Origin of the sequence: Murdochiella massiliensis, assembly GCF_900059565.1 — a bacterium.
GTDB classification, from domain to species: Bacteria; Bacillota; Clostridia; order Tissierellales; family Peptoniphilaceae; genus Murdochiella; species Murdochiella massiliensis.
In genome coordinates this window covers 24,571-51,523 of record NZ_FIZW01000002.1, presented here as the reverse complement: position 1 = coordinate 51,523, position 26,953 = coordinate 24,571, and the positions used below count along the sequence as shown (strand labels likewise).

The 26,953-nt window shown below is 49.6% G+C and carries 25 protein-coding genes; all 25 read right to left on the bottom strand.

Features of this window, described 5'->3' with window-relative positions:
- Positions 1 to 12 precede the first annotated feature (12 nt).
- The 25 genes from BN3910_RS01840 to hflX all read right to left on the bottom strand — a co-directional run bounded on the left by BN3910_RS01840 (position 13) and on the right by hflX (position 26,744).
- Positions 13 to 1,254 (bottom strand): peptidase U32 family protein, encoded by a 1,242-nt coding sequence (locus BN3910_RS01840; RefSeq protein ID WP_066926129.1) that lies wholly within the window; start codon positions 1,252 to 1,254, stop codon positions 13 to 15.
- Complete coding sequence (locus BN3910_RS01835) at positions 1,241 to 2,941, bottom strand: ribonuclease J (RefSeq protein WP_066923784.1); 1,701 nt, start codon at positions 2,939 to 2,941, stop codon at positions 1,241 to 1,243. The genes BN3910_RS01840 and BN3910_RS01835 overlap by 14 nt, the downstream gene beginning before the upstream one ends.
- The gene (locus BN3910_RS01830; protein WP_066923781.1) at positions 2,938 to 3,204 is read right to left on the bottom strand and encodes a DUF1292 domain-containing protein; all 267 of its coding nucleotides are present in this window, start codon (positions 3,202 to 3,204) and stop codon (positions 2,938 to 2,940) included. The genes BN3910_RS01835 and BN3910_RS01830 overlap by 4 nt, the downstream gene beginning before the upstream one ends.
- Entirely contained in the window at positions 3,204 to 3,617 is a 414-nt protein-coding gene (gene ruvX, locus BN3910_RS01825) for a Holliday junction resolvase RuvX (protein ID WP_066923780.1), read from the bottom strand. Before ruvX ends, BN3910_RS01830 begins: the two co-directional genes overlap by 1 nt.
- A 14-nt stretch (positions 3,618 to 3,631) precedes the next feature.
- Entirely contained in the window at positions 3,632 to 3,898 is a 267-nt protein-coding gene (locus tag BN3910_RS01820; RefSeq protein WP_066923776.1) for an IreB family regulatory phosphoprotein, read from the bottom strand.
- Between the two features lie 51 nt (positions 3,899 to 3,949).
- Positions 3,950 to 6,574, bottom strand: coding sequence for an alanine--tRNA ligase (gene alaS, locus BN3910_RS01815; RefSeq protein WP_066923775.1), 2,625 nt, complete (start codon positions 6,572 to 6,574; stop codon positions 3,950 to 3,952).
- A gap of 76 nt (positions 6,575 to 6,650) precedes the next feature.
- Positions 6,651 to 7,067 carry an RrF2 family transcriptional regulator gene (locus tag BN3910_RS01810; protein WP_066923774.1) on the bottom strand — a complete coding sequence of 139 codons (417 nt, stop codon included), beginning with the start codon at positions 7,065 to 7,067 and terminating at the stop codon, positions 6,651 to 6,653.
- A 34-nt stretch (positions 7,068 to 7,101) separates the two neighbouring features.
- Complete coding sequence (gene leuS, locus BN3910_RS01805; RefSeq protein WP_066923772.1) at positions 7,102 to 9,534, bottom strand: leucine--tRNA ligase; 2,433 nt, start codon at positions 9,532 to 9,534, stop codon at positions 7,102 to 7,104.
- Positions 9,535 to 9,631: 97 nt separating this feature from the next.
- Positions 9,632 to 11,011 carry an asparagine--tRNA ligase gene (gene asnS / locus BN3910_RS01800; RefSeq protein ID WP_066923771.1) on the bottom strand — a complete coding sequence of 460 codons (1,380 nt, stop codon included), beginning with the start codon at positions 11,009 to 11,011 and terminating at the stop codon, positions 9,632 to 9,634.
- Positions 11,012 to 11,020: 9 nt separating this feature from the next.
- On the bottom strand, positions 11,021 to 12,367 hold the full coding sequence (locus BN3910_RS01795; protein ID WP_066923769.1) for a replication-associated recombination protein A: 1,347 nt from the start codon (positions 12,365 to 12,367) through the stop codon (positions 11,021 to 11,023).
- Positions 12,368 to 12,417: 50 nt separating this feature from the next.
- On the bottom strand, positions 12,418 to 12,894 hold the full coding sequence (gene nrdR / locus BN3910_RS01790) for a transcriptional regulator NrdR (RefSeq protein WP_066923767.1): 477 nt from the start codon (positions 12,892 to 12,894) through the stop codon (positions 12,418 to 12,420).
- Position 12,895: 1 nt separating this feature from the next.
- Positions 12,896 to 13,981 (bottom strand): cell division protein FtsZ, encoded by a 1,086-nt coding sequence (gene ftsZ, locus BN3910_RS01785; protein WP_066923765.1) that lies wholly within the window; start codon positions 13,979 to 13,981, stop codon positions 12,896 to 12,898.
- A 9-nt stretch (positions 13,982 to 13,990) separates the two neighbouring features.
- Positions 13,991 to 14,908 carry a cell division protein FtsQ/DivIB gene (locus BN3910_RS01780; protein WP_066923763.1) on the bottom strand — a complete coding sequence of 306 codons (918 nt, stop codon included), beginning with the start codon at positions 14,906 to 14,908 and terminating at the stop codon, positions 13,991 to 13,993.
- 11 nt (positions 14,909 to 14,919) lie between these two features.
- Entirely contained in the window at positions 14,920 to 16,047 is a 1,128-nt protein-coding gene (gene ftsW / locus BN3910_RS01775) for a putative lipid II flippase FtsW (protein ID WP_075968019.1), read from the bottom strand.
- Between the two features lie 30 nt (positions 16,048 to 16,077).
- Positions 16,078 to 17,418, bottom strand: a complete 1,341-nt coding sequence (gene murD, locus BN3910_RS01770) for a UDP-N-acetylmuramoyl-L-alanine--D-glutamate ligase (protein WP_066923759.1) — start codon at positions 17,416 to 17,418, stop codon at positions 16,078 to 16,080.
- 31 nt (positions 17,419 to 17,449) lie between these two features.
- Positions 17,450 to 18,418, bottom strand: a complete 969-nt coding sequence (gene mraY, locus BN3910_RS01765) for a phospho-N-acetylmuramoyl-pentapeptide-transferase (RefSeq protein ID WP_082790256.1) — start codon at positions 18,416 to 18,418, stop codon at positions 17,450 to 17,452.
- A 14-nt stretch (positions 18,419 to 18,432) separates the two neighbouring features.
- Positions 18,433 to 20,664, bottom strand: coding sequence for a peptidoglycan D,D-transpeptidase FtsI family protein (locus tag BN3910_RS01760; RefSeq protein ID WP_066923758.1), 2,232 nt, complete (start codon positions 20,662 to 20,664; stop codon positions 18,433 to 18,435).
- A gap of 20 nt (positions 20,665 to 20,684) precedes the next feature.
- Positions 20,685 to 21,266: a cell division protein FtsL gene (locus BN3910_RS01755; protein ID WP_066923756.1), complete on the bottom strand. Its 582-nt coding sequence runs from the start codon at positions 21,264 to 21,266 to the stop codon at positions 20,685 to 20,687.
- A gap of 13 nt (positions 21,267 to 21,279) precedes the next feature.
- Positions 21,280 to 22,221 (bottom strand): 16S rRNA (cytosine(1402)-N(4))-methyltransferase RsmH, encoded by a 942-nt coding sequence (gene rsmH / locus BN3910_RS01750; protein ID WP_066923754.1) that lies wholly within the window; start codon positions 22,219 to 22,221, stop codon positions 21,280 to 21,282.
- Positions 22,222 to 22,230: 9 nt separating this feature from the next.
- Positions 22,231 to 22,668 carry a division/cell wall cluster transcriptional repressor MraZ gene (gene mraZ, locus BN3910_RS01745; RefSeq protein ID WP_066923752.1) on the bottom strand — a complete coding sequence of 146 codons (438 nt, stop codon included), beginning with the start codon at positions 22,666 to 22,668 and terminating at the stop codon, positions 22,231 to 22,233.
- A 154-nt stretch (positions 22,669 to 22,822) separates the two neighbouring features.
- On the bottom strand, positions 22,823 to 23,587 hold the full coding sequence (gene lgt / locus BN3910_RS01740) for a prolipoprotein diacylglyceryl transferase (RefSeq protein ID WP_066923750.1): 765 nt from the start codon (positions 23,585 to 23,587) through the stop codon (positions 22,823 to 22,825).
- Complete coding sequence (locus tag BN3910_RS01735; protein ID WP_066923748.1) at positions 23,580 to 24,251, bottom strand: TIGR01906 family membrane protein; 672 nt, start codon at positions 24,249 to 24,251, stop codon at positions 23,580 to 23,582. The genes lgt and BN3910_RS01735 overlap by 8 nt, the downstream gene beginning before the upstream one ends.
- On the bottom strand, positions 24,248 to 24,973 hold the full coding sequence (locus tag BN3910_RS01730; RefSeq protein ID WP_066923746.1) for a YebC/PmpR family DNA-binding transcriptional regulator: 726 nt from the start codon (positions 24,971 to 24,973) through the stop codon (positions 24,248 to 24,250). The genes BN3910_RS01735 and BN3910_RS01730 overlap by 4 nt, the downstream gene beginning before the upstream one ends.
- A 5-nt stretch (positions 24,974 to 24,978) precedes the next feature.
- The gene (locus BN3910_RS01725; RefSeq protein WP_066923744.1) at positions 24,979 to 25,623 is read right to left on the bottom strand and encodes an IMPACT family protein; all 645 of its coding nucleotides are present in this window, start codon (positions 25,621 to 25,623) and stop codon (positions 24,979 to 24,981) included.
- Positions 25,620 to 26,744, bottom strand: a complete 1,125-nt coding sequence (hflX, locus tag BN3910_RS01720) for a GTPase HflX (protein WP_066923741.1) — start codon at positions 26,742 to 26,744, stop codon at positions 25,620 to 25,622. The genes BN3910_RS01725 and hflX overlap by 4 nt, the downstream gene beginning before the upstream one ends.
- Between the last annotated feature and the right edge of the window lie 209 nt (positions 26,745 to 26,953).

The following is a 26,953-nucleotide window of genomic DNA, read 5'->3' as shown; positions in this document are numbered from 1 at the left end:
CAAGGACAAATTTTACAGGGACGTTTCCTTCGCGCGTCGCAACATATCGCCAACGGAACAAATTCCCGGCTTCGGCATCGTGACAATGGATTTTGGCGTTTTTGCCCTTTTAAGCGAAACGCCGTCTTCGGTGAAGAGGACGGAAACATCCCATTCCAATGTTTTCCCTGTGGTCATCATTTCCAGATGATCCCCTACGGAAAACGCATTGCGCACTTCAACCGAAATGGTATTTCTTTCCTCATCGACGGCCGTCACCATGCCGATAAAATCATACTCTTGAATGTACGAGGTGGATGCGTAGTTTTGTCCTTCCGATCCCGGGTTTCCGAACAAAAATCCGGTCGTGAATGCGCGATGACTGGTTTTTTGAATTTCTTTCAGGCAATACGAGACCAGTTCCTCGCTCCACGTTCCATCTTCGATCGCATCCAGCGCGAGACGATAAGCATGCACCACCGTCCCGACATAATAGGCGCTCTTCACGCGCCCTTCAATTTTTAAGCTGCCTATTCCGTTTGCCATGAGTTTCGGAAGATGCGGCAAGAGGCATAGATCCTTCGAATTCATGATGAACGTGCCGCGTTCATTTTCTTCAATCGGAAAGTACTCCCCCGGACGTGTTTCTTCCATTAACGCATATTTCCAGCGACATGCCTGCGCACAGTCGCCACGATTGGCATCCCGTCCGGTCATATAGTTGGAAAGTAAACACCGACCGGAATGGGAAATGCACATGGCGCCGTGTACAAAACATTCCAATTCCAACTCCGGATCAATGGTTTTACGAATCGTAGCGATTTCGGAAAGCGTAAGTTCGCGCGCTAACACGATGCGCTTTGCGCCCTGATCACCCCAGAACTGCACTGTTTTGGCATTCATGAGACTCGCCTGCGTAGAGATGTGAATCGGAAGAGACGTCTCTTCTCGGATCACCTGAAAAATTCCCGGGTCTGAGACGATGACGGCATCCACGCCCATCTTTTCCAATGCTTTCGCTGTATCGGCAAGGCCGACAAAGTCCGATTCATGGGCAAGAATATTCATCGTAACGTATACGTTGGCATCACGATGATGCGCATAATCCACAGCCTGTTGAAGCGTGGTCAACGAAAAATTCCGAGATGCTGTGCGCAGGCCGTAGCGATCCAGCGCCAGATAGACGGCATCCGCGCCGAAGTGCAAAGCGGTGCGCAGTTTTTCTTCGTCTCCCGCAGGCGCCAGCAACTCCACCTTTTTTTTACTGCTCGACATGCCCATCCGTCTCCATGATGATCGTAAGAATCATCGGGTTGCGTTGAATTTCTTTATAGACATAACTCTTTACTTCTTCACGCATACGTGACTTCAGGAAGGCCCAATCCGTGATTTTACGTCGCTTGGCATCGTCAAAAATCTGAATCACAATCTTTTTCAGTTCCTCAATAACGTCCACGTTGTCTTTCATATAAATGAATCCGCGCGAGATGATTTCGGGTCCGGCGACCACTTCATGCGTGTTGCGATCCACCGTGACGACCAGCGAAATCATACCGTCATCGGCCAGACGTTTGCGGTCATTTAACACGACAGAGCCGACATCACCGATACCTAAGCCGTCGATAAGAATCTGTCCGGCCTGTACTTTTTCATCCATGTTGGCAACCACAGTTTTTCCGACACGATTAAATTCAATGACACTGCCGTTTTCAGCCATGAGAATATGATCTTCCGGCAAGCCGAGATCCATCGCCAGCTTTTTATGTGTAATGAGCATACGCGGTTCACCATGCGCAGGAATAAAGTATTCCTCGTTTACCAACGAGTGCATGAGCTTAATTTCTTCCTGACAGGCATGTCCGGAAACATGCACATTCTGAAGCGAAGAATAAACCACGCGGCATCCGCGCAGCATCAGCGCGTTGATCATGTCTCCGATGCTTTTTTCATTGCCCGGAATCATGGACGCGGAGAGGATGATCGTATCGTCTTCGCCGACCGTGATTTGCCGATGAGAACCGTTGGACATACGCGAAAGCGCACTCATCGGTTCGCCTTGCGAGCCGGTGATCAGCAGGCAAACTTCATCCGGTTTGTATTTTTCCACATCTTTAATGTCAATTAATGTCTTGCTTTGTACACGCAGATAGCCCAATTCGCTTGCTACCGCGACATTGTTGAGCATGGAACGACCGGACAGAGCTACTTTACGATGATTCGCCTCTGCCGCCTCAATAATCTGCTGTACACGATGAAGGTTGGATGCAAACGTAGCGACGATCAGACGCCCCTTGGTATTGCTGAAGATTTGCTTAAACGTCTCCCCCACGCTGCGCTCGCTGAGCGTATAACCCGGGCGCTCCACGTTGGTGGAATCGCTGTAAAGAGCCAACACTCCTTCCTCACCCAGTTCCGCCAGGCGATGAATATCCGTCGGTTCATGATCAATGGGGGTGAAATCGAACTTAAAATCCCCGGTAAAAAGGATGGTTCCCACCGGATTGTGCACGGCAATGGCACAGGCATCCGGAATGCTGTGTGCAACGCGAATAAACTCACAGTCCAGTGCACCCAGGCGCAACACATCACCGGCTTTTACATATTTAATTACGGACGGATTAATGCCGTGTTCTTTGAATTTGTTCTCCAGCATGCCCCCGGTAAGTCGTGTGCAATAGACATTGGTCTGCAGTTTTTTGAGGACATACGGCACCGCGCCGTAATGATCCTCATGGCCATGCGTCAACAAAATCCCCCGCAGTTTTTCCTTGTTCTTCTCCAAATAGGAAATATCCGGGATCACGGTGTCTACGCCGGGCATATCTTCATCCGGAAACGTCAGGCCGGCGTCGATCACAATCATATCATTGCCGTATTCGACCACCGCCATGTTCTTTCCGATTTCGCGCAATCCGCCCAGCGGAATCACCCGTAATCGTTTTATATTTGCTTTTGTTTTCAACGATTTTCCTCCTCTTCTTCTTTTTCTCTTTTTGTTCTATTTAATTCCTCGAAGGCTTCGCTCACCTCATCGAGTTCTTGTTCGGATTCCAATGCTGCAAAGACCATATCGTCTCCATCGGCAAAATAACGCAAAAAGAAGGAAGTACCATCCTCATGGTCTTCCACAAAACAATAGTTTCTATCCTCCAAGGAAAATGACGCAAGAAGATCAAACACTACGTCACGTTCCCCGTCATTAACTACAATCTGTTCTCTGTTCATTATTTTTCCCGTCTGTCCAGCCATTGCTGAAGAATAAACGTTGCCGCAATCGCGTCAACAACCTGTTTCCGTTTCTCCCGACGCACGCCGGTCTTCATCAGCACCGTGCTCGCCTGAATGGTACTCAATCTCTCGTCCTGATACGTCACGGCATACCCCTTTTTCGTTAATTCGGCACCGAAGCTTTTCGCTCGGCGAGCCGAATCGCTCATCTGATTATTCATATGCTTGGGCAAGCCGATAACAATTTCTTGAATAGCAAACGCACAAATGATCTCATCCAATGCGACAAGATCCGCCGCCAGTGTCGACCGATGAATGGTCGTATGGGCTTGCGCAATGAGATAGGTGGGGTCGCTTAACGCCACCCCTATGGTTTTTGTACCGATATCCAATCCCATTGCGCGTGTCAACCCATATCCCCTTCCTACGAAGGAATATTATGTCCTTCAAGATAATACGACAGCAACGTCGAAAGCAGTTCGTCTCGATCAATTTGACGAATGAGCTTGCGCGCACCGTTATAGCTCGTAATGTATGTCGGATCGCCGGAAAGAATGTAACCGATAATCTGATTCTCCGGCGCATAACCCTTTTCTTTAAGGGAGGCATACACACTGGCCAAAATTTCTTCCATATTGTGTCGTTCTTCAATCGGCGTAAAAAGCATCGTTTCGCTGAAATCTTTTGACATCTTCGCCTCCTAACCATATTGTGCGTAACGCATCGTGAGGATTCGGCTGAATTACGCCAGTTTTTCTTCCACCCATGCGTTCACGCTTTGCAATGCCTCATCGATTTTCGCGGCATCTTTTCCTCCCGCCGTAGCAAACTGCGGACGGCCGCCGCCGTTTCCGCCGGTTTTTTGAGCCAATGTTTTGACCAGATCCCCGGCTTTGATTCCCTTCTTCACCAACGCATCCGCTACCGAAACAACCCAATAGACCTTGCCCTCGGTCGCTGAAGCAAGAGCAATCACCAGTTCCGGATGATTGGCCTTTAACGCGTCAGCAAGATCTTTCAGCTCATCCATCGTCTTACCGTCCACACGCGAGGCCAGCACGGAAACGCCCGCCACCGTTACTATGGAGGAATCCAATTGACGTGAAAGTTCACCGGCCATTTTCGTTTCATAGGACTGCAACTCGCGCTTGACTTCTCTGTTTTCTTCCAATAGCGCTTCGCTTTTCTGAAGAAGATGTTCCGGTGCTGTTTTGAGCAGATCCGCTAAGGCGAGCAAGGTCTCTTCCTTTTCCTTCATCCCCTGTAAAGCGTTGCGGCCGGTTACCGCTTCAATGCGTCGTACACCGGAAGAAACGCCCTGTTCACTGAGCAGTGTAAATACCTGTAGTTGAGCGGTATTTTCCACGTGTGTTCCGCCACATAGTTCTTTAGAGAAGTCTCCCATAGAAACGACGCGCACCGCGTCGTGATACTTATCTTCAAAGAGCCCAATTGCTCCTTCGGCCATTGCTTCCTGTAGAGGTAATACCCTTGTTTGCACCGGATACGAATCAAAAATTGCACGATTGACAATTTTTTCTACATTCTGCTTTTCCTCTTCGGTCATCGCCTGATAATGCGTAAAGTCAAAGCGCAGGCGATCGGGTTCCACCAAGGAACCGGCCTGATGAACATGATCACCAAGCACTTCACGCAAAGCGCGATGCAGTAAATGCGTGGCGGAGTGATTGCGACGAATATCTTCCCGACGATCTTTCTCTACACAAGCGTGAAGAATATCACCTTCCTTAAGCGAACCTTTTTCGACAATAATCGTGTGCAGGAAAATTTCATTCTTATCCTTTTTTACCGCCTGAACGCGTACAACCTGATCAGCCGACGTCAAGGTTCCTACATCGCTCACTTGACCGCCACTTTCCGCATAGAAGGGCGTACGATCCAAGACGACAACACCTTCTTTTCCATTTTCCAGCGACTGAACGCGCTCACCGCCTTCATAAAGGGCAAGTACGTTAACGTCGCCCTCCAACGTATCGTAGCCGGTAAAGACCGTTTTCTCAACGTCTTCGACCGTAATGGCCGTCTCGGTATCCCATCCGCTCGTTTCCTTGCGACGTGCACGTGACTGACGACGCTGCGCTTCCATACGCTCTTGAAAATCGGCTTCATCGACTTGAAGGTTCTGTTCCGCAGCAATCTCACGGGTTAAATCAATAGGAAAACCGAACGTATCATAGAGACGGAACACACGCGCACCGTCGAGTGTACTCGAACCCTTTGCTTTCGCTTCTTCCATAAGCTCTTCAAGAAGTGCCAGCCCCTGGTCAATGGTCTGTTGGAAATTTTCTTCCTCTCGCTCAACCACAGTGAAAATGCGCTCTTTTCCTTGCAGAATTTCCGGATATTCTTCGCCATAAACCTTCATAATTTCCGTAATGGTCTTGGCCAAGAATTTGCCTTTTATTCCCAATAGCTTCCCATAACGTGCCGCACGGCGCAGAAGGCGTCGTAAAACATAACCGCGCCCCTCGTTGGAAGGCACTACGCCATCCGAAACCAGAAAGGTGATGGCTTTGGAGTGATCGATGATGACGCGGAAAGATTCGTCCGCTTTAGGATCTTCGCCATACTCTTTTCCGGAAAGCGCCTTAATAGTCTTTCTTAACGGCGCAAATTCATCGAGTTCAAAGATATTGTCCTTGTTCTCACACACCAGCGCAAGGCGTTCAAGTCCCATGCCGGTATCAATGTTGGGATGTGCTAGAGGCACATAAGATCCGTCCTTTTGGCGATCGAATTGCGTAAAGACAAGATTCCAAATTTCCATAAAGCGGTCCGAATTATCCAACGGACTGGTTCCTTCGCCATATTCCGGGCCGCGATCATAGTGAATTTCCGAACACGGTCCGCAAGGTCCCTGCTCCAACTCCCAGAAATTGTCTTCTTTGCCCAGGCGCAGCATATGATCGGGCGCTACACCGATCGTTTTGGTCCAAAGATCATACGCCTGATCGTCGTCTTCATAAACGGTAATCCAGAGACGATCGGGATCCATGCCGATCTCCTGCGTAAGGAATGTCCAAGCCCATTGAATTGCTTCCGGTTTAAAATAATTTCCAAAGGAAAAGTTTCCCAGCATTTCAAAGAATGTCGCATGGCGTGCCGTTTTGCCGACGTTATCAATGTCAGCCGTACGTACACAACGTTGTGAGCTCGTTGCGCGATTATGGGGCATCTTCTTCTCGCCCATAAAATAAGGCTTTAATGGAGCCATGCCCGCATTGATAAGTAGAAGACTGTCGTCATCTTCCGGAACCAGCGAAAAGCTGGTCAGGCGCGTATGATTCTGCGCTTCAAAAAAATCCAGATATTTTGACCGACATTCATTCATTCCAAGATATTGCATCTTCATCCTCTTTTTTCTTCGTTAACCATTCATCGTTCACTGCGCAGGGAAGGCATCTAATCACGCCAGAACGACGTCATACCGCCAGGGAAAGCTCAACCATATCCGCCAAAGTCAGGTGTTCTATGGACTGATATATCGCATTGTTCATCCGTGTAATCAGAATCCGTGTTGGACAGTTCGTGAAACCGCCGGGACAATCTCCCGCAATGGCACAATCCGAGAGCCAAAATTCGCCTTCCAAAACATTCAACATTTCCAGTACGGTAATGTCTTTCGGGTCGCGGGCAGGCACATAACCGCCCTTGACGCCGCGCACCGTATTGACCAACGGCACTTTTTTTAGCAGGCGCAACAATTGTTCAAGATATGCTTCGCTCAAGAGCAACGCCTCCGCAATCTCGGATAGCGGAACCGGTTGTCCATCCTCTGCGTGCGCAGCGATATACGTCATAGCACGCAAACCATATCGACTTCTGGTAGTCAGTTTCATAGACCTGTCCTTACTGTTTGCCCATGATGAGGGCTCAACGAATCACCAGGTTCAAAATCTTTCCAGGAACGAAAATGACCTTGATGACCGTTTTTCCTTCTAAATAGCGCGCAACACCGGAGTCCTTTTTCGCTTCATTCAGCGCATCATCTTTTGTTGCCTCCGGTGCCAACAATACTTTGCCGCGAACCTTGCCGTTAATTTGAATCGGCATTTCCAAATAGGCTTCCGTCAACTTATCTTCAGCGTATACCGGCCATTTCCCGTCCGTGGCAATATGGCCATCAAAGCCCGCTCTTTCCCACAATTCTTCGGTGAGATGTGGTGCAACCGGATTAAGCAGCAGCAAATAAATCTTCCACTCTCCGCGCGTGATGCGCTCCTTTGCGCGCAGGGCATTGGAAAGCGTCATCAACTGCGCAATCGCTGTATTGAATTTCAACGTTTCGAAATCTTCGCTGACCTTCTTAATCGATTGATGCAACAACACTTCGGTTTCAGCATCCACACCGTCATCTTCGTTGACGATTTCCGCCATTTTCCAAACGCGCTCCAGGAATTTTCGACATCCCTGTACGCCGCTTTCCGTCCAGTTGGCGCTCTTCTCAAAATCGCCGATGAACATTTCATAGGTGCGCAACGTGTCGGCGCCATATTCGCTGACAATTTCGTCGGGATTAACGACATTTCCGCGAGACTTGCTCATCTTTTCCCCGTTGTCGCCCATGATCATGCCATGCGACGTGCGCTTGGCGTAGGGTTCTTTCGTGGATACTACGCCGATGTCATAAAGGAATTTATGCCAAAAGCGCGAGTAGAGCAGATGAAGCGTGGTATGCTCCATGCCTCCATTATACCAGTCCACCGGGCCGAAATACCGCTCCGCTTCCGGAGAAACGGGCGCATCCGTATTGTGCGGATCCATATAGCGCAGATAGTACCAGGAAGAGCCCGCCCACTGCGGCATGGTATCCGTTTCGCGCCGTGCAGGTTTGCCACAGATCGGACACGTCGTCTCCACAAAATCCTTCATTTCGGCAAGCGGCGATTCCCCGGTTGCCGTCGGCTGATAGTTGGGCACATCCGGCAAAAGCAGCGGCAGCTCTTCTTCCGGCAACGGAACCCAGCCGTGTTCTTCACAATAAACCATGGGAATGGGTTCTCCCCAATAACGCTGACGACTGAATACCCAGTCGCGCAACTTATAATTCGTTTTGGCTTTGCCCAGCTGATGTTTCTCAAGATAATCAATCATGGCCTTGATGGCATCCTGAACGGGCATGCCGTTAAGGAATCCGGAATTGACCATGGTACCTTCGGACACATCCGTAAACGGCTCTTCTTCCACCGGTTTTTCTGCACCCGAAACAACCTCCACGATGGGAAGCGCGAATTTCTTAGCAAACGCCCAGTCGCGATCGTCATGCGCCGGAACGGCCATAATGGCGCCGGTGCCATAGCTCATGAGAACATAGTCGGATACCCAAATAGGAATGGCTTTTCCTGTGGCAGGATTCTTGGCACAAACCCCTTGCAACGCGACACCCGTTTTTTCTTTGGCCAGCTCACCGCGCTCAAAATCCGATTTGAGCAAGGCCTGTTGCTGATACGCTTTTACTTCTTCGCTATTTTCAATGGATGCCGCATACTTCGTCAGTAACGGATGTTCCGGGGCAACAACCATGTAAGTCGCGCCGAACATGGTGTCCGGACGCGTTGTGTAGACGGTCAGGACATCATCTGTTTCCTTGTCGCCGACAAGAACCGAAAAATCGGCTTCCGCACCGTGGGAGCGACCGATCCAGTTGATTTGCTGTTGCTTAATCCGCGGCGAATAGTCCACTTCTTCCAGATCATCGATCAAACGGTCGGCATATTCCGTAATTTTGAGCATCCACTGATTTTTTACACGATGTTCCACCGGCGTTCCGCAACGCTCACATTTTCCGTCCACGACTTCCTCGTTGGAAAGGCCTACGAGATCATGCGGGCACCAGTTGATGGGCACTTCTTTTTTATATGCCAGGCCGTGCTTATAGAGCTGAATAAAGATCCATTGCGTCCAGCGATAATAATTCGGATCCGTCGTGTTCACCACGCGATCCCAGTCAAAGGAAAAGCCAATGGCATCCAGCTGATCCTTAAAATGTTGGATATTGTTCCGCGTCACTTCCGCCGGATGAATTCGATGTTGAATGGCATAATTCTCCGTCGGCAAACCGAAGGCATCGAATCCCATCGGATAGAGCACGTTATAGCCTTGGAGACGTCGCTTGCGCGCGACAATATCCAATGCGGTATAGGGGCGCGGGTGACCGACATGAAGTCCCTGTCCGGACGGATAGGGAAATTCAACCAAGGCATAGTATTTCTTCTTTTCAGGATCCAGTGTGGCATGAAAAACGTCCTCGTTCTGCCAAAACACTTGCCACTTTTTTTCAATAACGGCGGGATTATAGGTTTCCATTAACACCCTTCTTCTCTTCGTTCACAGTTCCTGTCTGTCTAATTCTCTTCTTCCTTCTCCCTAGCGCAGCGCTTTCAAATGTATTCCGAGCACGGCGTCAGCGCAAGGTATTCACCGTACGCGGATACGGCAGCACATCGCGGATGTTCGCCATACCGGTCATGTACATCACGCAGCGTTCAAAGCCGAGGCCGTAGCCGCTGTGTACGCATCCGCCAAAACGGCGAAGATCCGTATACCACCGATAATCTTTTTCTTTGATGCCCTTTTCCTTCATTTGTGCAAGGAGCACCTCTTCGCGTTCTTCACGCTGGGAACCGCCGATAAGTTCGCCGATACCCGGAACCAACATATCTGCACAGGCGACGGTCTTGCCATCGTCATTTAAGCGCATATAGAAAGACTTGATCTCTTTCGGATAATCCGTCACGAAAAGGGGGCCTTTGAAGACTTCTTCCGTAAGGAATCGCTCATGCTCCGACTGCAGATCGCTTCCCCAGTGCACAGGGAACGTAAAACGGGAATTCTCTTTTTCTAAGAGCGCAACCGCTTCGGTATAGCTCATGCGAGCAAAATTAGCCTTGCGCACAAGATTCAAGCGTTCCAACAATCCCTTGTCAATCCAACGATTAAAGAAATCCATCTCCTCAGGAAGGCGTTCAATCACGCGGTTGAGGATATGCTTCATCATATCTTCTGCTAAATCCATCATATCGTTCAGATCACCGAACGCAATCTCCGGCTCAATCATCCAGAATTCAGCCGCATGGCGCGTTGTATTGGAATGTTCCGCCCGGAAGGTCGGGCCGAACGTATAGACGTCGCGATGACTCATGGCAAAGGCTTCCAACTCCAATTGGCCTGAAACGGTAAGGTGTGCCGGTACGCCGAAGAAATCCTCACGATAGTCCACTTTCCCTTCTTCCGTTTTCGGTACATTCTCTAAATCCAGCGTCGTTACCTGGAACATTTCGCCTGCCCCTTCGGCATCGGAAGCGGTAATTAACGGCGTGTGCACATACGTGAAGCCACGCTCGTGAAAGAATTCATGAATAGCGAAAGCAATCTCGCTTCGCGTGCGAAATACCGCATTAAACGTATTCGTACGAGAGCGAAGATAGGGATATTGACGAAGAAACTCCATGCTCTGGCGTTTGTTTTGGATGGGGTAATCCTCTGCATTATCGCCGAGCAAGGTGACGGTTTTCGCTTCCAGCTCAATGGGTTGCGGTGAATTCGGTGTATTCTTTAGCGTTCCTTCCACCGCAATGGCGCTTCCCACGGAAAAGTGAGAGACTTCGCTGTAGTTGTCCAAATCGGGCGTAATCACGACTTGAAGAGGACGGAAAAATGTGCCGTCATTCACCATAAAAAAGCCGACATTTTTAGAAATGCGCGACTGCCGAATCCATCCTTGAATCGTAATCATTTCATTTGCGTGCTTTTCCGCATCGCGATAACATACTTTAATTTCCATGCTTTCTCCTTACTGACGGTCATCCTCATCGGCGGATCTTTCGTGTTTCGGCAGACTCTCAAGATAGTTCTTGAGCCGTACTTCAGCACCGCGATCGACGGGATGATAAAAGGTCTTTCCCATTATTTCATCCGGCAGGTAATTCTGCAAGACATAGCCGGAAGGATAATTATGCGGGTAACGATACGTCAACCCCCTGCCCAGCGCTTTTGCACCGCTATAGTGCGCGTCTTTCAAATAGGGCGGAATATCCGCGGGAGGATCCTCGCGAACCGTGCGCAGCGCTTCATCAATAGCAACGTATGACGCATTGCTTTTCGGCGAAGAAGCTAAGAAGGTCGTCGTCTGCGCCAGAAGAATACGCGCCTCCGGCATGCCGATCTGCGAAACGCCCTGATAGCAGCTCACCGCCTGCACCAAGCCCATCGGCTGTGCATTTCCGATATCCTCGCTGGCCAAGATCACCAGGCGCCGAGCAATAAAAAGAGGATCTTCTCCCCCGGCCAACATACGGGCAAGATAATATATTGCTGCGTCCGGATCGGAACCGCGTACCGATTTGATGAAAGCCGAGATCGTGTTGTAATGCTCTTCGTCACCTTTGTCGTATTGAACGCGCTTCTTTTGCATACTTTCCGCCATATCCTCTTTGGTCAATCGGATACGACCGTTAACCGGCGGCGTCGACAGCACCGCGATCTCCAAAGAATTGAGAAGCACGCGCGCGTCACCGCCTGAGGAGGCGAGAAGCAACGCTCGGGCATCCGTATCCAAAGTAACCGCATAGGCACCAAGCCCCATCGTTGTATCCGACAGAGCACGGTCGAGAACTTTTTCCAAGGCCTCGGTAGAAAGCCAGGTCAATTCCACCACCTGACAGCGGGAGAGCAATGCTTTATTCACTTCAAAAAACGGATTTTCCGTCGTCGCCCCGATGAGCGTAAGCGTACCGTCTTCAACGTGTGGAAGCAGCGCATCCTGCTGACTTTTATTGAAGCGATGAATCTCATCAATGAAGAGAATCGTTCGCACCTGATCAAAAAGCAGGGCTTGTTTTGCTTCGTCCACGACTTCACGTAATTCTTTTACTCCGCTGGTCACAGCGGACAATTTGCGAAAGGCGCGATTGGTGCGCTCAGCAATCACGTGCGCAATGGTTGTTTTTCCGGTTCCCGGCGGTCCAAACAGGATTAGTGAGGGAACGCGATCCGCTTCAATGAGACGACGAAGGGGTTTTCCGGGTGCAAGAACCGCATCCTGGCCAACCACATCGTCCAGTGTTTTCGGACGCAAGCGATCAGCAAGAGGCGCATTCTTGCGCTGTTCATTTTGCTGCTGTCTCTGCAATAAATCCATCTTCCCTCCGTCCGTAAAAAAAGCAGGCGATCCTTTGGATCGCCTTTGCTTTATTCGTCCGTTCTATCCTGTTCCTGCTCATCCGTCAGGCTGTTCAATTCCTTGTAAAAGCTGTCCACATCCTGAAATTCACGATAGACCGATGCAAAACGCACATACGCCACCTTATCGATCGCTTTCAGCTGATCCATCACCAGTTCGCCGATATAAGCGGTGGTGACTTCACGTTGATTCAGATGGTTAAGCTGCGTTTCAATGGCATCCGCCGCTTTCTCCAGGCGTTCCACCGTCACAGGGCGTTTTTCAACGGAGCGAATCATACCGTTAAGAATTTTGGAGCGCATGAACGGCTCTCGCGTTTCATCTTTTTTGATTACCACGATCGCCTGGTCTTCGTAGCGCTCATAAGTAGTGAAGCGCTTTTTGCATTTGAGACAGGCTCGGCGGCGGCGAACCGCCTCATTATCTTCTGTGGGGCGCGAGTCAATGACTTTCGTATCGGGAAACCCGCAATACGGACATTTCATACTAACGATACTTTCTCAGGAATTCCGGAATATCCATATCATCCGCTTTGGAAGCATTCGATTCCGAAGAGGAGTCTTCACTTGACCGATGCTCGCGGCGTTCAAGGCCGTCATCGTTTGCGGAAACTTTACGGTTGTCAAAACCGGTGGCAATCACGGTAATCTTGATATCATCACCGAGGGATTCGTCCACGCCGGCGCCAAAGATGATATTGGCATCCGGATCGACCGCTTCGCGAATCATTTCGACCGCTTCATTGGCTTCGAAAATGCCGAGTTCAGCCGCTGTGACGTTGACCAATACCGCTTTTGCTCCATCAACGCTGGTTTCCAGAAGAGGGCTCTTGACCGCAGCTTTGGCCGCGTTGACCGCACGATTTTCGCCATTGGCAATGCCGATACCCATGTGCGCAATGCCTTGATCCTTCATAATGGACTCAACATCCGCAAAGTCGAGGTTGATGATATTCGGCACCGCGATAAGGTCGGAAATGCCCTGAATACCGTTCATCAATACCTGGTCAGCCATACCGAAGGCTTCTACCATGGAGGTGCGCCGTTCGGCAACCTGCAACAGGCGATCATTCGGAATAACAATGAGGGTATCGACTTTGTCTTTTAACTTGTTGATGCCGCTTTCGGCCTGGCTCTGACGCTTGCGTCCTTCAAAACCGAACGGTTTCGTTACGACGCCAACTGTTAGGATTCCCATGGAACGAGCCGCCTCAGCAACGACCGGAGCCGCACCGGTTCCCGTTCCGCCGCCCATGCCGGCCGTAATAAAGACCATATCCGTGTTGGCAAGCAATTCGGTAATATCGCTTTTGGATTCTTCTGCCGCTTTCTCGCCCACTTCCGGATTTCCGCCGGATCCGAGACCGCGCGTCAGTTTAATACCGATTTGCAGTTTCTTATCGGAATCCACAACTTCAAGGATCTGACGGTCGGTGTTGACTGCAATAAATTCCACACCGGCCAACCCCTGTTGTTTCATCCGGTTCAGCGCGTTGTTTCCGCCTCCGCCGACACCAAGAACTTTAATTTTTGCCAAACCGTCATTGTTTACTTCCATGTCGAATGTGTTCATGACTCCCCCTCAGTTTCCTTGCGTTCCTTTGCCTGATTCTTTTTCATCAGGCAAAATACGTTGCCCGTTTCCGGTAACCACAATCGGATTTTGTCCTTCGTCCAATATAATCTCTTGCGCCTTGACGCCATTCTTTTCAATTTCGCGAAGTACGGCGTCCAAGTCGGTAAACTTATGAATGATGTCATTCGGTTGTCCGAAACGGATGACAATATCATTATACATTATAACAATGTGCTGTGGCTTTTCAAAACGAACTTTTGAAACGTTGTCCACCAATTGCGTATCCTGTAATGTAGACAAAAATTCGAGTTCCCGCGCGTCGGAAAAGAAATCTTCTCCGATCCCGATTTTCTCTACTTCTTTTTCAAGAACGACAGGTTTAATACGGTTCTTTTCCGGCAGATAGTGATCCGTAATTTTCCCCTGCTCATTGACATAATACGGCCGTCCGGCAGATTCAAAGACGCCGACCACAAAGTTTTCTTTGATTTTGACCACCAGACGATTCGGCAATTCGCGAGAAAACGATGCGTCCTCAATTCCTTCCACCTGACGCAGGCGCTCCTGCCAGCGCTTCGTCGGAAAAGTGAAGATATTGCTATCCACATCGCCCAACGCATTCATCACTTCTCGATCGCTCAGCACCTTATTCCCTTCCACCCGAACGGATTGAATGCGAAATGCCGAGGCATGCGTAAGTACATAGGCGATAACCGCCACGAAGAAAAGAAGGCCAAGCAGGAAAGCCATGCGTTTTCTGCGGCGTTGCTGGCGTATGCGCTGTTGTCGACGAGCCGCTTGTTTGATACTGGTTTGAGGAGGCGTTTCCTGCGGACGAACTCGTTCGCGTTCACTCGGAGCGCGACGCGAAGGAGGAGAAGGCGAATAACGCCCGGATTGTCTTTTTGGCGACCGGCGCTGCATAATACCTCCTTCTACGCATCCCGCGAAATGTTCAACAATATGCCGACCATGACGCTCATGACCAGAAGCGAGCTTCCGCCGTAGCTGATGAAGGGCAAGGTGATTCCCGTTGTGGGAACGAGACCGATAGCGACGCCGATGTTCACCATGGCCTGAAAACAAATCATAAACGTCAGTCCGTAGGCCAGAAGTTGACCGAAGCGTGTCGTTGCTTTCTTGGCGATAACAATTCCGCGATAGGCCAACAGGCAAAACCCGATAATAATCAGCAGAGCGCCGACAAAGCCCAATTCTTCCGAAATCACGGCAAAGATGAAATCGTTATGCGGCTCATCCGCAAGATAATCAAATTTTTGCACACTTCTACCGAAACCGACCCCGAAAAAGCCGCCGGATGCGACCGCATAGAGAGATTGTAACAATTGCCATCCGCTGCCCGTAGGATCGCGCATCGGATCGAGAACCGTCAATAGACGTTCTAAACGATAGTTTCCCTCCCGTGGCCAAAAAGCGAAAGCCAATCCGGCAAGGGTGATACCGATCATGGGAAAAAGATGCCAGAGATTCATCCCATAAACAAAGTAAACAAAGAGAAGTACAGCGGCAATCACGATAACAGCGGAAAAATTAGGTTGGATGTAGATGGGCAAAATCGTAAACCCGATGAACAACATAACTGCGAAAAGCGTGGCCAAATCCCCTCGTTTTTCCGGCGGCTTTCTGGTTAACAGCGTCGTCAATAAAATCAGCGAAGCAATTTTCAAACCGTCTGACGGCATATAGGTTACCGGCCCAAGATGAATCCAGCGATGAGCCTGGTTTACCGGATAGGCAATGCCCGGAACCCAAACGAGCACACAGGTAAAAAGGGCAATCACGTAAAGAACAGGAGCAAAACGACGATAGATACGATAGTTGATGTGCGAAACCACCCACATAACGAACAAACCAAGAATGGAAAACGCAAGGTCACGAAGAAAATAGTATTTCGCATCACCAAATTGCTTGAGCGCATAAGGCGCGCTCGCGCTGAAGACCATGAGAACACCGAAAAAAGACAAAGCGAGCACAAGGAGGAACAGAAAGTGATCCATGCCCCCCTGTTTTGTTCTTTTGGTTACTCCGCTTCCTCTCTGCATATTGCCCGCCATTCTTCGTTCGGTTACCTTCTATTCGTTCTTTTCCTTCCATGCCTTCACCAATGCACGGAACTCCTCTCCGCGTTCTTCAAAATGATTATATTGACCCCAACTTGCACTGGCCGGGGAAAGCAAGACCAAATCCCCCTCTTCCGCCATAGTCGTTGCCAAGTCCATCGCTTTCTTAAGCGTTTCGGCAATCACAACCCGATCGCCAAGTCCCTTTTCTTTTGCTTCTTTTGCCAGTTTTTGCGCCGTTTGACCGATCAACAACAGTTTTTTTCCATGTGGGCGAAAGGCTTCAAAAAAGGCATCAAAACAGACATTTTTGTCATAGCCGCCGGCAATCAACAGGATCGGCTGATGAATTCCAGAAAGCGCTTTTACCGTCGCGTCCACGTTGGTGCCTTTGGAGTCGTTGATATAGCGCACGCCCAAAACGGTGCCGACATCTTCCATGCGGTGTTCAATGGGATGAAAAGACGAGAGGGCTTCAACTATGGTGTCTTCCGGAATATCCAGATCTTTTGCAATCGCTACGGCAAAGGCAGCATTCTGTATATTGTGCTCCCCGACCAGGTGCCAGTTTCTCCCCTGACGAAGGTCTTCCATCAACGGCGTATGCAGATCCACCTGTATGATCTTTGCTTCCGTGCCTACCTGATTTACCGCATCGTGTGTCACGGTATCATCGGGCAATAGCCACAGCGTATCCCTCGTCTTCTGTGCATGCGCAATGGCCGCTTTTGCCTTTGCATACGCCTCAAATGAACCGTGCCATTCCAAGTGATCCTCAGTGATATTAAGAATTGCTGCGCGATGCGGAGCAAACTGTTGGACCGCTTCCAGCTGGAAGCTTGAACATTCCGTCACAAACAGTGTCCCCTCTTCCGCTTCTCGCATGGTCGATAAAATCGGAAGACCGATGTTACCACAGGCGATGGCTTTTTTCCCGGCATGACGCAAAATCCATTCGATGAGCGATGTCGTCGTTGTTTTCCCATTGGAACCGGTAATGGCGATCATATTTTCCCCACCGAAGAGACGATAGGCGATCTCCAAATCCGTATAGACCGGTTTACCTTCACGGCGTGCACGTTCCACCAACGGCGTCGCAAAGGAAATGCCGGAGCTGCGCAAAATGAAAGCAAAAGGATCCAACGAAAGGGAGGCAATGTCTTCTACCACCGTAATGATTTCAGGATGAGCAAGAGAAGCCACAAATGCTTTGTCTTCTTCCGTCAAGCCGCCATCCACATAAAGGGTAATCGAACATCCGGCCTCCGGCAGTGTGCGTAGCGCCGACTGCCCGGTAACACCCATGCCATAAACCAGAACCTTTTTTTCATTTAATGTTGTCTTAAAGTTCATTATCCTATCCTTTCCCGGCAAAGTCCGGAAACTACCAAACCCGAACCGTCAGCAGGCAGAGCAAAATACTAATAAGCGAGAAAGCTGCCGTGACTTTTTCTTCCGGGTAACCTTTCAGTTCAAAATGATGGTGAATCGGGCTCATGAGAAAAATCCGCTTTCCCCCGGTACGCTTGAAATAGGTGACCTGGATGATCACCGAAAGAGCTTCCACGAGGTAAACACCTCCCAGCACAAGCAGAAAAGGCAACCGATTCATCACCATCATCATCGCACTCAATGCGCCGCCGATTGCCATTGAACCCGTATCGCCCATGAAAAGCGAAGCCGGATGGCTGTTGAAAAAAAGAAATCCGACCAATGCTCCTACAAAAAGCATCGCCGCAGTCGCCACACCGTCTTCATTGGCAACCGTCATATGGCTGAGAAAAGCGATCGTAAAAAACACAGGCAGAGAAACACCGGCACATAGGCCATCCAGGCCATCCGTAAGGTTCACCGCATTCACCGTACCGACCATAATAAACGCCAGCAGGGGAATGCTCAACAAGCCAAGTTCCCATTGCCAGCCGAAGAAAGGAATAGTCTGGATAGCCATCTCCGAAGAGAAAAAGTAATTTACTGCCAGCAGCACAGCCGCAAAAGCGAATTGCAACAACAGTTTCTGCCGAGGGGTCAGACCCTCACTTTCCCGCTTCTTGAATTTCTTCCAATCATCCAGAAAACCGATCGCGCCGAAACCCAATGTACAAAGAGCGATCAACAGCGTCGCAACATTTCCCTTCCCGAAAAAGAGAATAAGAAGTAAAAACACCGCGGTAAAAGCAACACCTCCCATCGTCGGTGTACCTTTTTTCTTGTAATGCGCCTTGTTTCCTTCTTCACGAATTTCCTGCCCCAACGATTCTTTTCGGGAAAAGCGAATCCAAAAATAGGTTGCTGCGGCGGATAAAAAGGCCGCCAGCAATCCCCATAGAAAAGTCGCTTTCAATGTAGCCATGTACTCCTCTCTTCCTATTCTATCGACGTCCTCTGGTCATCCGTAACCGTTGATGAACTTTTCTCTTCTTGTTCGGAAGAGTCATTCACCGTAGGATCTGCAGTGAGAACAAGGGCGGTTTCCTTATCGACAATGGTACCCGCCTCCGGATCCTGAGTAATAATCATGCCGTGATCCGCATCGTTGAACGAAAAGCGGATGTTTGCCTGACGTAAAATCTGTTTCGCTTTTTCTGCTGAGATGCCCACCAGGGATGGCACGCGAAAACGCACATTGGCATCCGGACGACATTCTATCACGCTTTGGAACGGGCTGACCGTACCGGCGGAAGGAATTTGTCGATCAATCAGGGTGAAATCATTCATTGCACCATAGACGCTGAGAGAAAAACCGGCTTTTTGCAATAACACACGGGCTTCCTCCACGGTCTTGCCGCAAATATCGGGAACAGCTTGCCCTTCCTGTTTATTTTCCTTACCGTTTTCTTTTAGAGCCAATAAGCGTTCCACAATTTTTGCGCTCACCTCACCTGCCACTTCACCGCCAAAGGTCTTGGTCTTCGGACAATGAACAACCACAAAAAGCGCTGTCTCGGGCTTCTCGGCAGGATAAAAACAGTAAAGGGACGCAATCGTTTTGTCGGAATATTCTCCATTTTCCAGCAACAAGGTCGTACCGCTTTTCGACCCGATAGCTATGTTCTTAATACGCAGCACTTTCGCCTGTGACGCCTGCGTTGTACTGAGCATGTACCGGCGCATCATCTCAACTGTTTCCTGAGAAAAAATAGGATCGGTTACACTTTCATGATACTGGGACAGTACCTTTCCATCCTGAGCGGATGAGGATGCAAAGAGATGTGGGGTGCGATAGTATCCGCCGTTAATTACCGTATTCACGGCAGCCATCATTTCCAACGGGGTAACGGAAATTCCGTGACCATAGGACATCGTCTGCATCTGTATACTTTCCAGCTGTTCCATCGTATCCGGAAAAAGGGATGCCTGCTCACCGGGCAAGTCCACGCCCGTTATACGTCCCATTCGCAACGATTGAAGATAGGAATAGAAATTGTCACGACCGATGTCACGCACAACTTGTACAAAGGCCGGATTACAGGAATGATTTAGCGCCTCTTCCAGTGTCTGTGACCCGTGCGGATCATCATGCCGCCAGCAGCGAATCCACACACCGGGTGATAACTCAATTTTCCCGGTGCAAAGATAGCGTGATTCCGGCAAAGACGATTTTGTTTCCAGCGCAATGGCGGCGGTAAGCGTTTTGAAAACTGATCCCGGTTCATAAAGTGTTGAAACTGCAGGATTTTTCCACCGTGCGTAGAGCTGAGAAAGTCGCTCTTCCTCACTCATTGCTTTCCAGGATGCTTCTCCTGTTCCCGTCGCAGGCGCATAGGGCTTATTGGGATTAAACGAAGGATAACTCTCCATAGCGAGAATTTCGCCTGTATTGGGATTCATAAGAATCGCCGTTCCGGCATCCGCCTTGGAATCATTTAATCCCCGTCGCAATTCTTCAGAAAGAATGCGTTGCGCATCCAAATTCATCGTCAGATGCAGATTTTGCCCTTCTTCAGAAGCATATCGTTCCACGGATTCCGTCGGAATGATGTTTCCACCAAGATCACGGGAAAGGGTAGTTTGTCCCCCTTTCCCCCGCAACAAGGCATCATACTGTTCTTCAAGACCATACGCACCATATCCCGCATCATTCACAAAACCCAGACATTGCGCCATAACATCCTCATTCGGATAAAAACGTTCGGCCTCTTGTACCACACGAAATGCGCGAAGTCCTGAACTTTGCAGCTGATCAATCTCTTTCTGGGTCAACTTGGTCTTCAACGGGACATCATAGCGGGAAGAAGATAAGGCATTCTCGACGGTTTCCTTATCCAAGTGCAAAATATACGAAAGAAGATCGATGGTTTCCTTTTTATCCTTCTCGTCAATTTCCTCCGGAAAGATATAAACGGTATTTACCATTACCGATACCGCCATCGGGCGATTCGCCGAATCAAAGATCGTTCCGCGCTTCGGTTTAATCGCGATCGTCCGTCGGCGCTGCGCTAAAGCCGCCTCCTGAAAAGGTTGACCGGCAATCACCTGTAAATAGAAAAGCCGAGCAAGGAATCCGATGGCAATGAGCAATGCGAAAAGAAAAACGAATCGCACGCGTGCAAGCGGATTTACTCGTCTCGGCGTATTGTTCTTTTGGTTCTTTCTCATGAATCGCTCACCCCGCCGCATTACTCCTCATGTTGCGGACTTGCCGCAATCGTCGTCTTCTGGTCGAAAACGAAAGCGGTACGATCTTTCCTCATCATGGCGGGATCACGCACAGCGGAAAGCACCTGTTCCTTCGACGGATAGCGCATACCCAAGCGACGTTTAGCCAGATTTTCGATGCGCGAATTCTCGATATAAGGTGCTAACTGCATGGTTAACGTATCATGTTGTGCTCGCAGATTCTCCACCTCTGTAGCCGTCTCTCGTATATTCCGGTTAAGCCCGGACAGTTCATTATAGCGCAGCAGGCTTGTAATGAGCAACACCACCGTGGCCACCGTTGCACAGCTGACGGCGATCCAGAAAAACACACGTACGCGCACATGACTTCGTGCTTGAGCCTGTGCACGACTAAGAGTCTTGACTTTCGTCTTGGCCATGGTTCTTGTTTTAGTTTTGGTCGTGGTACGCGTTTTGCGTCGTTCAAGCACAACTTCCCGTTGTCGAGGAGTAACAACCGTCAAGCGTTTTCGCGGTGACGGCATCTCGCGCGATGACGGAAAGCCGAAAGTTTCCGACTGACGTAGTGCTGCTGTATCCATTTTCTTCCTCCTGTTACTGCGCGAGACGTTCCAACACCCTCAGTTTTGCTGAACGAGCTCGAGGGTTTTCTTCTTTTTCTCGTATAGAAGCTTCAATCGATTTTCGCGTGTTTACGCGAAAAGATGATGCATACTCGTGTGCTTTGACTGGTAAGCCTGCCGGCAGTTGCGGTCCTTCAGCAAGTTGCCGAAATGCATTTTTAACCAAGCGATCTTCCAGGGAATGAAAGGTGATCACACATAACTTTCCCTTCGGAGCAAGGTGCTCCGCCGCCTGCTGAAGGCCTGTTTCCAAAGCATCCAGTTCATGATTTACTTCGATACGAAGTGCTTGAAACACCCTTCTTGCAGGATGTTTATCCTGCATGCGCACTTTTTTAGGGATGGCTTTTTGGATGACCTTGACCAGATCGAAGGATGTTTCAAGTGGCTTCGCACCTCGTTCAACTACGATGAATTGAGCAATTCGCTTCGACCAGCGCTCTTCACCGTACCGATAAAATAAGTTTGTCAGTTCCTGTTCCGAATACGTGTTGACGATGTCTTTCGCCGTCTGCACATCCGCATGTTGATCCATGCGCATATCCAACGGAGCATCGTTATGATACGAGAATCCGCGTTCCGCCGTGTCCAGCTGATAGGAGGACACGCCGATATCCATGAGTATTCCGTCCACTTTAGGCATATCGCATTCATCGAGAACCTTTCCCAAGTGACGAAAATTGGTATGCACAAAGGTCGTTTTCTCGGCCCACGGTGTCAGGCGGTGTTTAGCTGATGCAAGAGCCTCTTCATCTTGATCGAGAGCAAGCAGCCTTCCGGTAGAAAGTCGTTTGACAATTTCTATGGCGTGGCCGCCTCCTCCTACCGTGGCATCGACATAGAGGCCGTCCGGACGTATGGAAAGTGCCGCAATCGTTTCCTCTAATAACACCGGAATATGCGAAAAGGACATTTCAGCCTCCTACAAATCAAAGCCGTCATCATTCAACGTCTCGGTTAACGCATCCAGATCCATCGCATCAGAGGAGACAAAGTTCTCCCATTTCTCTTTCGCCCAGACTTCAATACGATCCGAAACACCGATAATCACCGCATCACGTCCGATGGAGGCGAAGGCACGGAGTTGTGGCGGGATGAGAAATCGTCCCTGCTTATCGCAGGCGACTTCCATTGCCCCGGAATAAAACGCACGCGAGAAATTACGCGCCGCTTTTTCCGTTAAACGGAGTTGGCTGATTTTTTCATCCATAACTGTCCATTGTTTTTGGTCGTAGATGAACAAACACCCTTCCATACCTCTTGTGATGATGAAAGTGTCGGAAAGATCTTCACGAAAACGAGAAGGAAGCGAAACGCGTCCTTTCGTATCTACGCTGTGGTTGTACTCTCCGATAAACATTCCACTTTCTCCCACTTTTTACCACTTTCTGCCTTCTTGATACCATTTTAGACAACTCCTCACCTTTTAGCAAGCAAAGAAACAAAAAAAGACGGAAAATCATCCAAAAAAAGATGATATTCCGTCCTTATGCCGGATCTAATAAGCAGTTTCTCTATTTATCCATCATCGAGGCTTCATTTTTCTTTTTTGAAAGCACGATATAGCCGAGCAGGCCGAGCAATACGCCGACGAGCGATAACAGCTGGGCTACCCGCAACGAGCCGAAGTACAGACTGTCCGTGCGAAAGCCTTCTACGACAAAGCGCAGTATGCCATAGAAAACAAAATATAACATCGTGGTCTGCCCATCCGCTTTCTTTCCCTTGCGCAAGGTATACCACAAAAAAAGAAAAAGCAAAAAATCGCCAACCGATTCATAAAAAAACGTGGGATGATGCGCTTCCCCATTGATGATGACTGCCCAAGGAACGTCCGCCGCGTAGCCGTAGGCTTCATTGTTAAAAAAATTCCCCCAACGGCCGATCGCCTGCGCCAGCGGTAAAAACGGAATGATGCAGTCCGCCACGCGCAAAAAAGAATAGTTTCGTCGGCGAAGATAAATCCAGCTTACCAAAAGGCCGGCCATCACGCCGCCCTGAATGGCAAGACCGCCGGATCGTAAATTGATAACATCCCACAGCGAAGAGAAGCGCTGCGGCTCAAAAAGCACATACCAAAGACGTGCGCCGATTACTCCAAACGGAAGTACCCATAGAGAAAGGTCATACACAACATCCTCAGGGAGACCCTTTCGTTTGGATTCACGACTGCTGAGCAATACCGCAAGAAGCATTCCGATAACAATTAAAATCCCGTACCATCGCACTTCTAAGCCGAAAAGTGTAAACGCAACGCCATCTCCGGTGTATTCAAACATCATTTTCTCCTTTCGGCATCCCTTTCTTTCCCGAGACACGGTCTCGTCCGGCAAGCGTCCATAGCCCCTGACCGAGTAGTGCACACGCCACAAAGCGAAGAGCAATCCCCCTTGCTAAAGCCATGAAAAAGGGCGCAGGCATCATCTGAATCATCAGGTCGGTTTCCGCATCAAGAATCCATAAGTCATTGCGAAAAAAGAGGTGATGAAAAGTAGTAAATACCTTCTCCCAAGACTGCACCGCCAAAAAAGCCAGCACGGCAAGCAAAAGAAAAAGGAGCCCCTGGGTCACCCAAGCGACATAGGACACCTGAGGGTGAATGTCTCGTTCACGAGCCACCAAAAGCACGGCTGCCCCAGCAATACCGACAAGACTAACGACACGGGCTAAAGAAAACAGCGCGTAGACATCCTCCATGTGTGCACATTCCCTTTCGCCGAAATGATCGGTCATGCACGAAGTCTCCCCTGTCTGCAGGTAAAGAACGATATCGCGGTTAACGATATCCAGTTCCTGCTGCCGTTTTCCGGTGGCCTCTTCTATCGCGAAGCGCTGCTGAAACGCACGATACCCCTCCGTATTATAGGCAACCGAAAAAAGAGAAACCCCGAGACTGAACAGGGAAAAGAGCAGGGTAAAAACGACGCCGCTTATTCGTTTCATTCCTGTTCCCAATTGGTGTAAACATCTTGAACGTCATCATCGTCTTCCATGACGTCCACCAAGGTATCCATCAATTTCTGATTTTCTTCCTCCTGAATACGAACCGTATTTTTCGGAAAGTAGCCGGTTTGTGCGACACTGAACGCATATCCCGCCTCGACCAACTTCTCGTTTACCGAGGAAAACTGCGTCGGATCCGTCAGCAAAACGTAGCTGCCTTCTTCGTGGCGTACATCTTCCGCTCCGGCATCCAGGGCGTCCATCATTACTGTATCCTCGTCTTTTCCCTCATCATCGGTGACGAGAATACCTTTGTAGTCAAACTGAAACATAACCGATCCGCTGGTTCCGAGGTTGCCACGGTATTTATCAAAATAATGGCGCACATTCGCCGCTGTACGATTTTTATTGTCCGTCAGACAAGATACGATCACGGCAACGCCTTCCGGGCCATACCCTTCGTAAATAATATGGCTATATTCTTGTCCGTCCAGATCGCCGAGCCCCTTCTTGATGGCACGGTTGATGTTGTCATTAGGCATATTTTCGGCTTTGGCTTTCTCGATAGCCATTTTGAGCGACGAGTTATAGTCCGGGTCACCGCCGCCTTCGCGAACCGCAACCATGATCATACGGCTGATCTTCGTAAATGCGCTGGCGCGCTTTGCGTCTTCCTTGCCCTTAACGTTTTTTACCTTGCTCCACTTATTATGTCCTGACATAATTCCTACTTTCGTTCTACCGGTCGTCCGATCTCATCGGTCGGAAAAGCGACTTCATCTCCATCGATCCATTCGATTTGTCCACTGGTCAAATTTAACAGCGTGGATCGAATCTTGTCAATCTCTTCTACGGGAAGCCAGTACCCCACGGTCACATTTTCTCCATATGTACGCGTCCTTTCCCGATAATTGCGCAATGCATAATCACATTTGCCCTGAACGGGATAGGCATAGGTTAGGGTCACCGCGCGGAAAGGAAAAAAGAATACCGGTGAAGCCGATTGCAGTGCATTGCTGCACGCCTTCGTATACGCGCGTACCAAACCGGGCGCACCTAATTTGATGCCTCCGAAATAACGCACCACGACAACGAGGACGTCATCGAGCTTTTCTCGCCGCAAAACCTCCAGCATGGGTAAGCCGGCTGTACCTTGAGGTTCACCGTCGTCGTCAGCCTTTTGGTATACGCCTTTGTGACCCAGAATGTACGCGCTGCAATGGTGCGTGGCGCTCGGGTGAGCCGCTCTGATTTCCTGCAATACGGCATCCGCTTCTTCCACCGTTTTTACACGTCTCGCATAGCCGAGAAACTGCGATTTTTTGATGGTGAATTGCACCTCTGCGTCGCGTAGCAAACTGCGATAGCTCATATTGATTTCTCCGCTAATTTCGTCTCGCCCGCCAACACCTCCTGGATACGTTCCTGAAGTCGGAAAATGTCCTCTTCGCATTTTGCGCTGATACGAATGGTCTGTTCCGGCGGTGTCATCACGCTGTCATCGCCCAGATCAATTTTGTTGAGCACGTACAGGACGGGAATGTCCTGCGGTGAAGAGCGTATCCTATTTTGCACCGTTTCGATGCGTTCGTTTGCGCCTTCTTCTGCGGCATCCACGACATGAAGAAGTAAGTCGGCATAACGAATTTCTTCCAGTGTGCTCGCAAAAGGAGCCGTTAGTTTTTTCGGCAAATCATGAATAAAGCCAATCGTATCCGCTAAAAGATACGCTTTCTTTCCGGGCTGGGCGATGCGCCGCATACTGACCTCAAGTGTAGCGAACAGACGATCATCCGCATAAACCTCTTTTTCCTTTTCGCCGAATAAGGAGATGAGCGCATTCATGATGGTCGATTTTCCCGCGTTGGTATAGCCTACCAGTCCCACGATAGGAAAAGACGATTGCCGACGGCGTTTTCCGGATTCACGTTCCTGTGCGGTAATGCGGGAACGTTGCTGTCGAAGCCGTTTCATGCGCTGTTCTATGCTTCGCCGATCCGTTTCCAATTTCTGTTCACCGGGGCCTCGCGTGCCGATACCCCCTCCGGTACGAGAAAGGTCTTTTCCGTAGCCACGAAGATTGGGCAGACGATAGGCCAACTGTGCCAGTTCCACATCCACCTTAGCTTTTTTTGTCTGTGCACGAAGGGCGAAAATATCAAGAATCAAGTCCACACGATCCAGAACACGGCAAGGAATCTCTTCCGAAAGATGAAGACGCTGCGCCCCGGAAAGCTCCTGCTCAAAAACAACGACATCAATCGCATTCTCCTCGACAAATGTCGCAATCTCCTGTACTTTCCCCTTCCCAATCAGCGTTGCCGGATGATAATGGGATAGATTTTGCCTGAAGCATGTCGCCACCTCGCCTCCGCACGAGCGTACGATTTCCGACAGCTCACGAAGGCGACGTTGTTTTTCGCTCTCCTTTTCCTGTTGAAAAGCGAAGACCAGAAGCGCACGCTGTTTCTGCATCGTTTTATTCGACGTCATTCACTCTTTCCTTTCTTTCTTGACTATTTTACCATACTCCTGCGCTATGCTTTGGATGCAAGAAGAAAGCCACCGGCTCCCGGCTTCAATCGTTTCAACGCAGAGGTGAGCAGGTCCTTCTTCTCCCCTGCAAAAGGGTGTGTACTTTATGGTAAAATGGGCAAAACTGCTGTACACACGAGTAAGAAAAAACTGTTTCACGTGAGGAG

What these genes read in the sequence shown, in the direction of transcription:
- hflX (WP_066923741.1), bottom strand. Translation starts at nt 26,744, where the DNA reads ATGACGTCGAATAAAACGATGCAGAAACAGCGTGCGCTTCTGGTCTTC.
- BN3910_RS01730 (WP_066923746.1), bottom strand. Translation starts at nt 24,973, where the DNA reads ATGTCAGGACATAATAAGTGGAGCAAGGTAAAAAACGTTAAGGGCAAG.
- BN3910_RS01820 (WP_066923776.1), bottom strand. Translation starts at nt 3,898, where the DNA reads ATGTCAAAAGATTTCAGCGAAACGATGCTTTTTACGCCGATTGAAGAA.
- BN3910_RS01760 (WP_066923758.1), bottom strand. Translation starts at nt 20,664, where the DNA reads ATGAGAAAGAACCAAAAGAACAATACGCCGAGACGAGTAAATCCGCTT.
- BN3910_RS01780 (WP_066923763.1), bottom strand. Translation starts at nt 14,908, where the DNA reads ATGCAGCGCCGGTCGCCAAAAAGACAATCCGGGCGTTATTCGCCTTCT.
- mraZ (WP_066923752.1), bottom strand. Translation starts at nt 22,668, where the DNA reads ATGTTTATCGGAGAGTACAACCACAGCGTAGATACGAAAGGACGCGTT.
- BN3910_RS01840 (WP_066926129.1), bottom strand. Translation starts at nt 1,254, where the DNA reads ATGTCGAGCAGTAAAAAAAAGGTGGAGTTGCTGGCGCCTGCGGGAGAC.
- BN3910_RS01725 (WP_066923744.1), bottom strand. Translation starts at nt 25,623, where the DNA reads ATGAGCTATCGCAGTTTGCTACGCGACGCAGAGGTGCAATTCACCATC.
- rsmH (WP_066923754.1), bottom strand. Translation starts at nt 22,221, where the DNA reads ATGTCCTTTTCGCATATTCCGGTGTTATTAGAGGAAACGATTGCGGCA.
- BN3910_RS01755 (WP_066923756.1), bottom strand. Translation starts at nt 21,266, where the DNA reads ATGGATACAGCAGCACTACGTCAGTCGGAAACTTTCGGCTTTCCGTCA.
- BN3910_RS01810 (WP_066923774.1), bottom strand. Translation starts at nt 7,067, where the DNA reads ATGAAACTGACTACCAGAAGTCGATATGGTTTGCGTGCTATGACGTAT.
- BN3910_RS01735 (WP_066923748.1), bottom strand. Translation starts at nt 24,251, where the DNA reads ATGAAACGAATAAGCGGCGTCGTTTTTACCCTGCTCTTTTCCCTGTTC.
- ftsZ (WP_066923765.1), bottom strand. Translation starts at nt 13,981, where the DNA reads ATGAACACATTCGACATGGAAGTAAACAATGACGGTTTGGCAAAAATT.
- leuS (WP_066923772.1), bottom strand. Translation starts at nt 9,534, where the DNA reads ATGGAAACCTATAATCCCGCCGTTATTGAAAAAAAGTGGCAAGTGTTT.
- alaS (WP_066923775.1), bottom strand. Translation starts at nt 6,574, where the DNA reads ATGCAATATCTTGGAATGAATGAATGTCGGTCAAAATATCTGGATTTT.
- nrdR (WP_066923767.1), bottom strand. Translation starts at nt 12,894, where the DNA reads ATGAAATGTCCGTATTGCGGGTTTCCCGATACGAAAGTCATTGACTCG.
- murD (WP_066923759.1), bottom strand. Translation starts at nt 17,418, where the DNA reads ATGAACTTTAAGACAACATTAAATGAAAAAAAGGTTCTGGTTTATGGC.
- lgt (WP_066923750.1), bottom strand. Translation starts at nt 23,587, where the DNA reads ATGTTTGAATACACCGGAGATGGCGTTGCGTTTACACTTTTCGGCTTA.
- mraY (WP_082790256.1), bottom strand. Translation starts at nt 18,418, where the DNA reads ATGGCTACATTGAAAGCGACTTTTCTATGGGGATTGCTGGCGGCCTTT.
- BN3910_RS01830 (WP_066923781.1), bottom strand. Translation starts at nt 3,204, where the DNA reads ATGAACAGAGAACAGATTGTAGTTAATGACGGGGAACGTGACGTAGTG.
- ftsW (WP_075968019.1), bottom strand. Translation starts at nt 16,047, where the DNA reads ATGCAGAGAGGAAGCGGAGTAACCAAAAGAACAAAACAGGGGGGCATG.
- asnS (WP_066923771.1), bottom strand. Translation starts at nt 11,011, where the DNA reads ATGGAAATTAAAGTATGTTATCGCGATGCGGAAAAGCACGCAAATGAA.
- BN3910_RS01795 (WP_066923769.1), bottom strand. Translation starts at nt 12,367, where the DNA reads ATGGATTTATTGCAGAGACAGCAGCAAAATGAACAGCGCAAGAATGCG.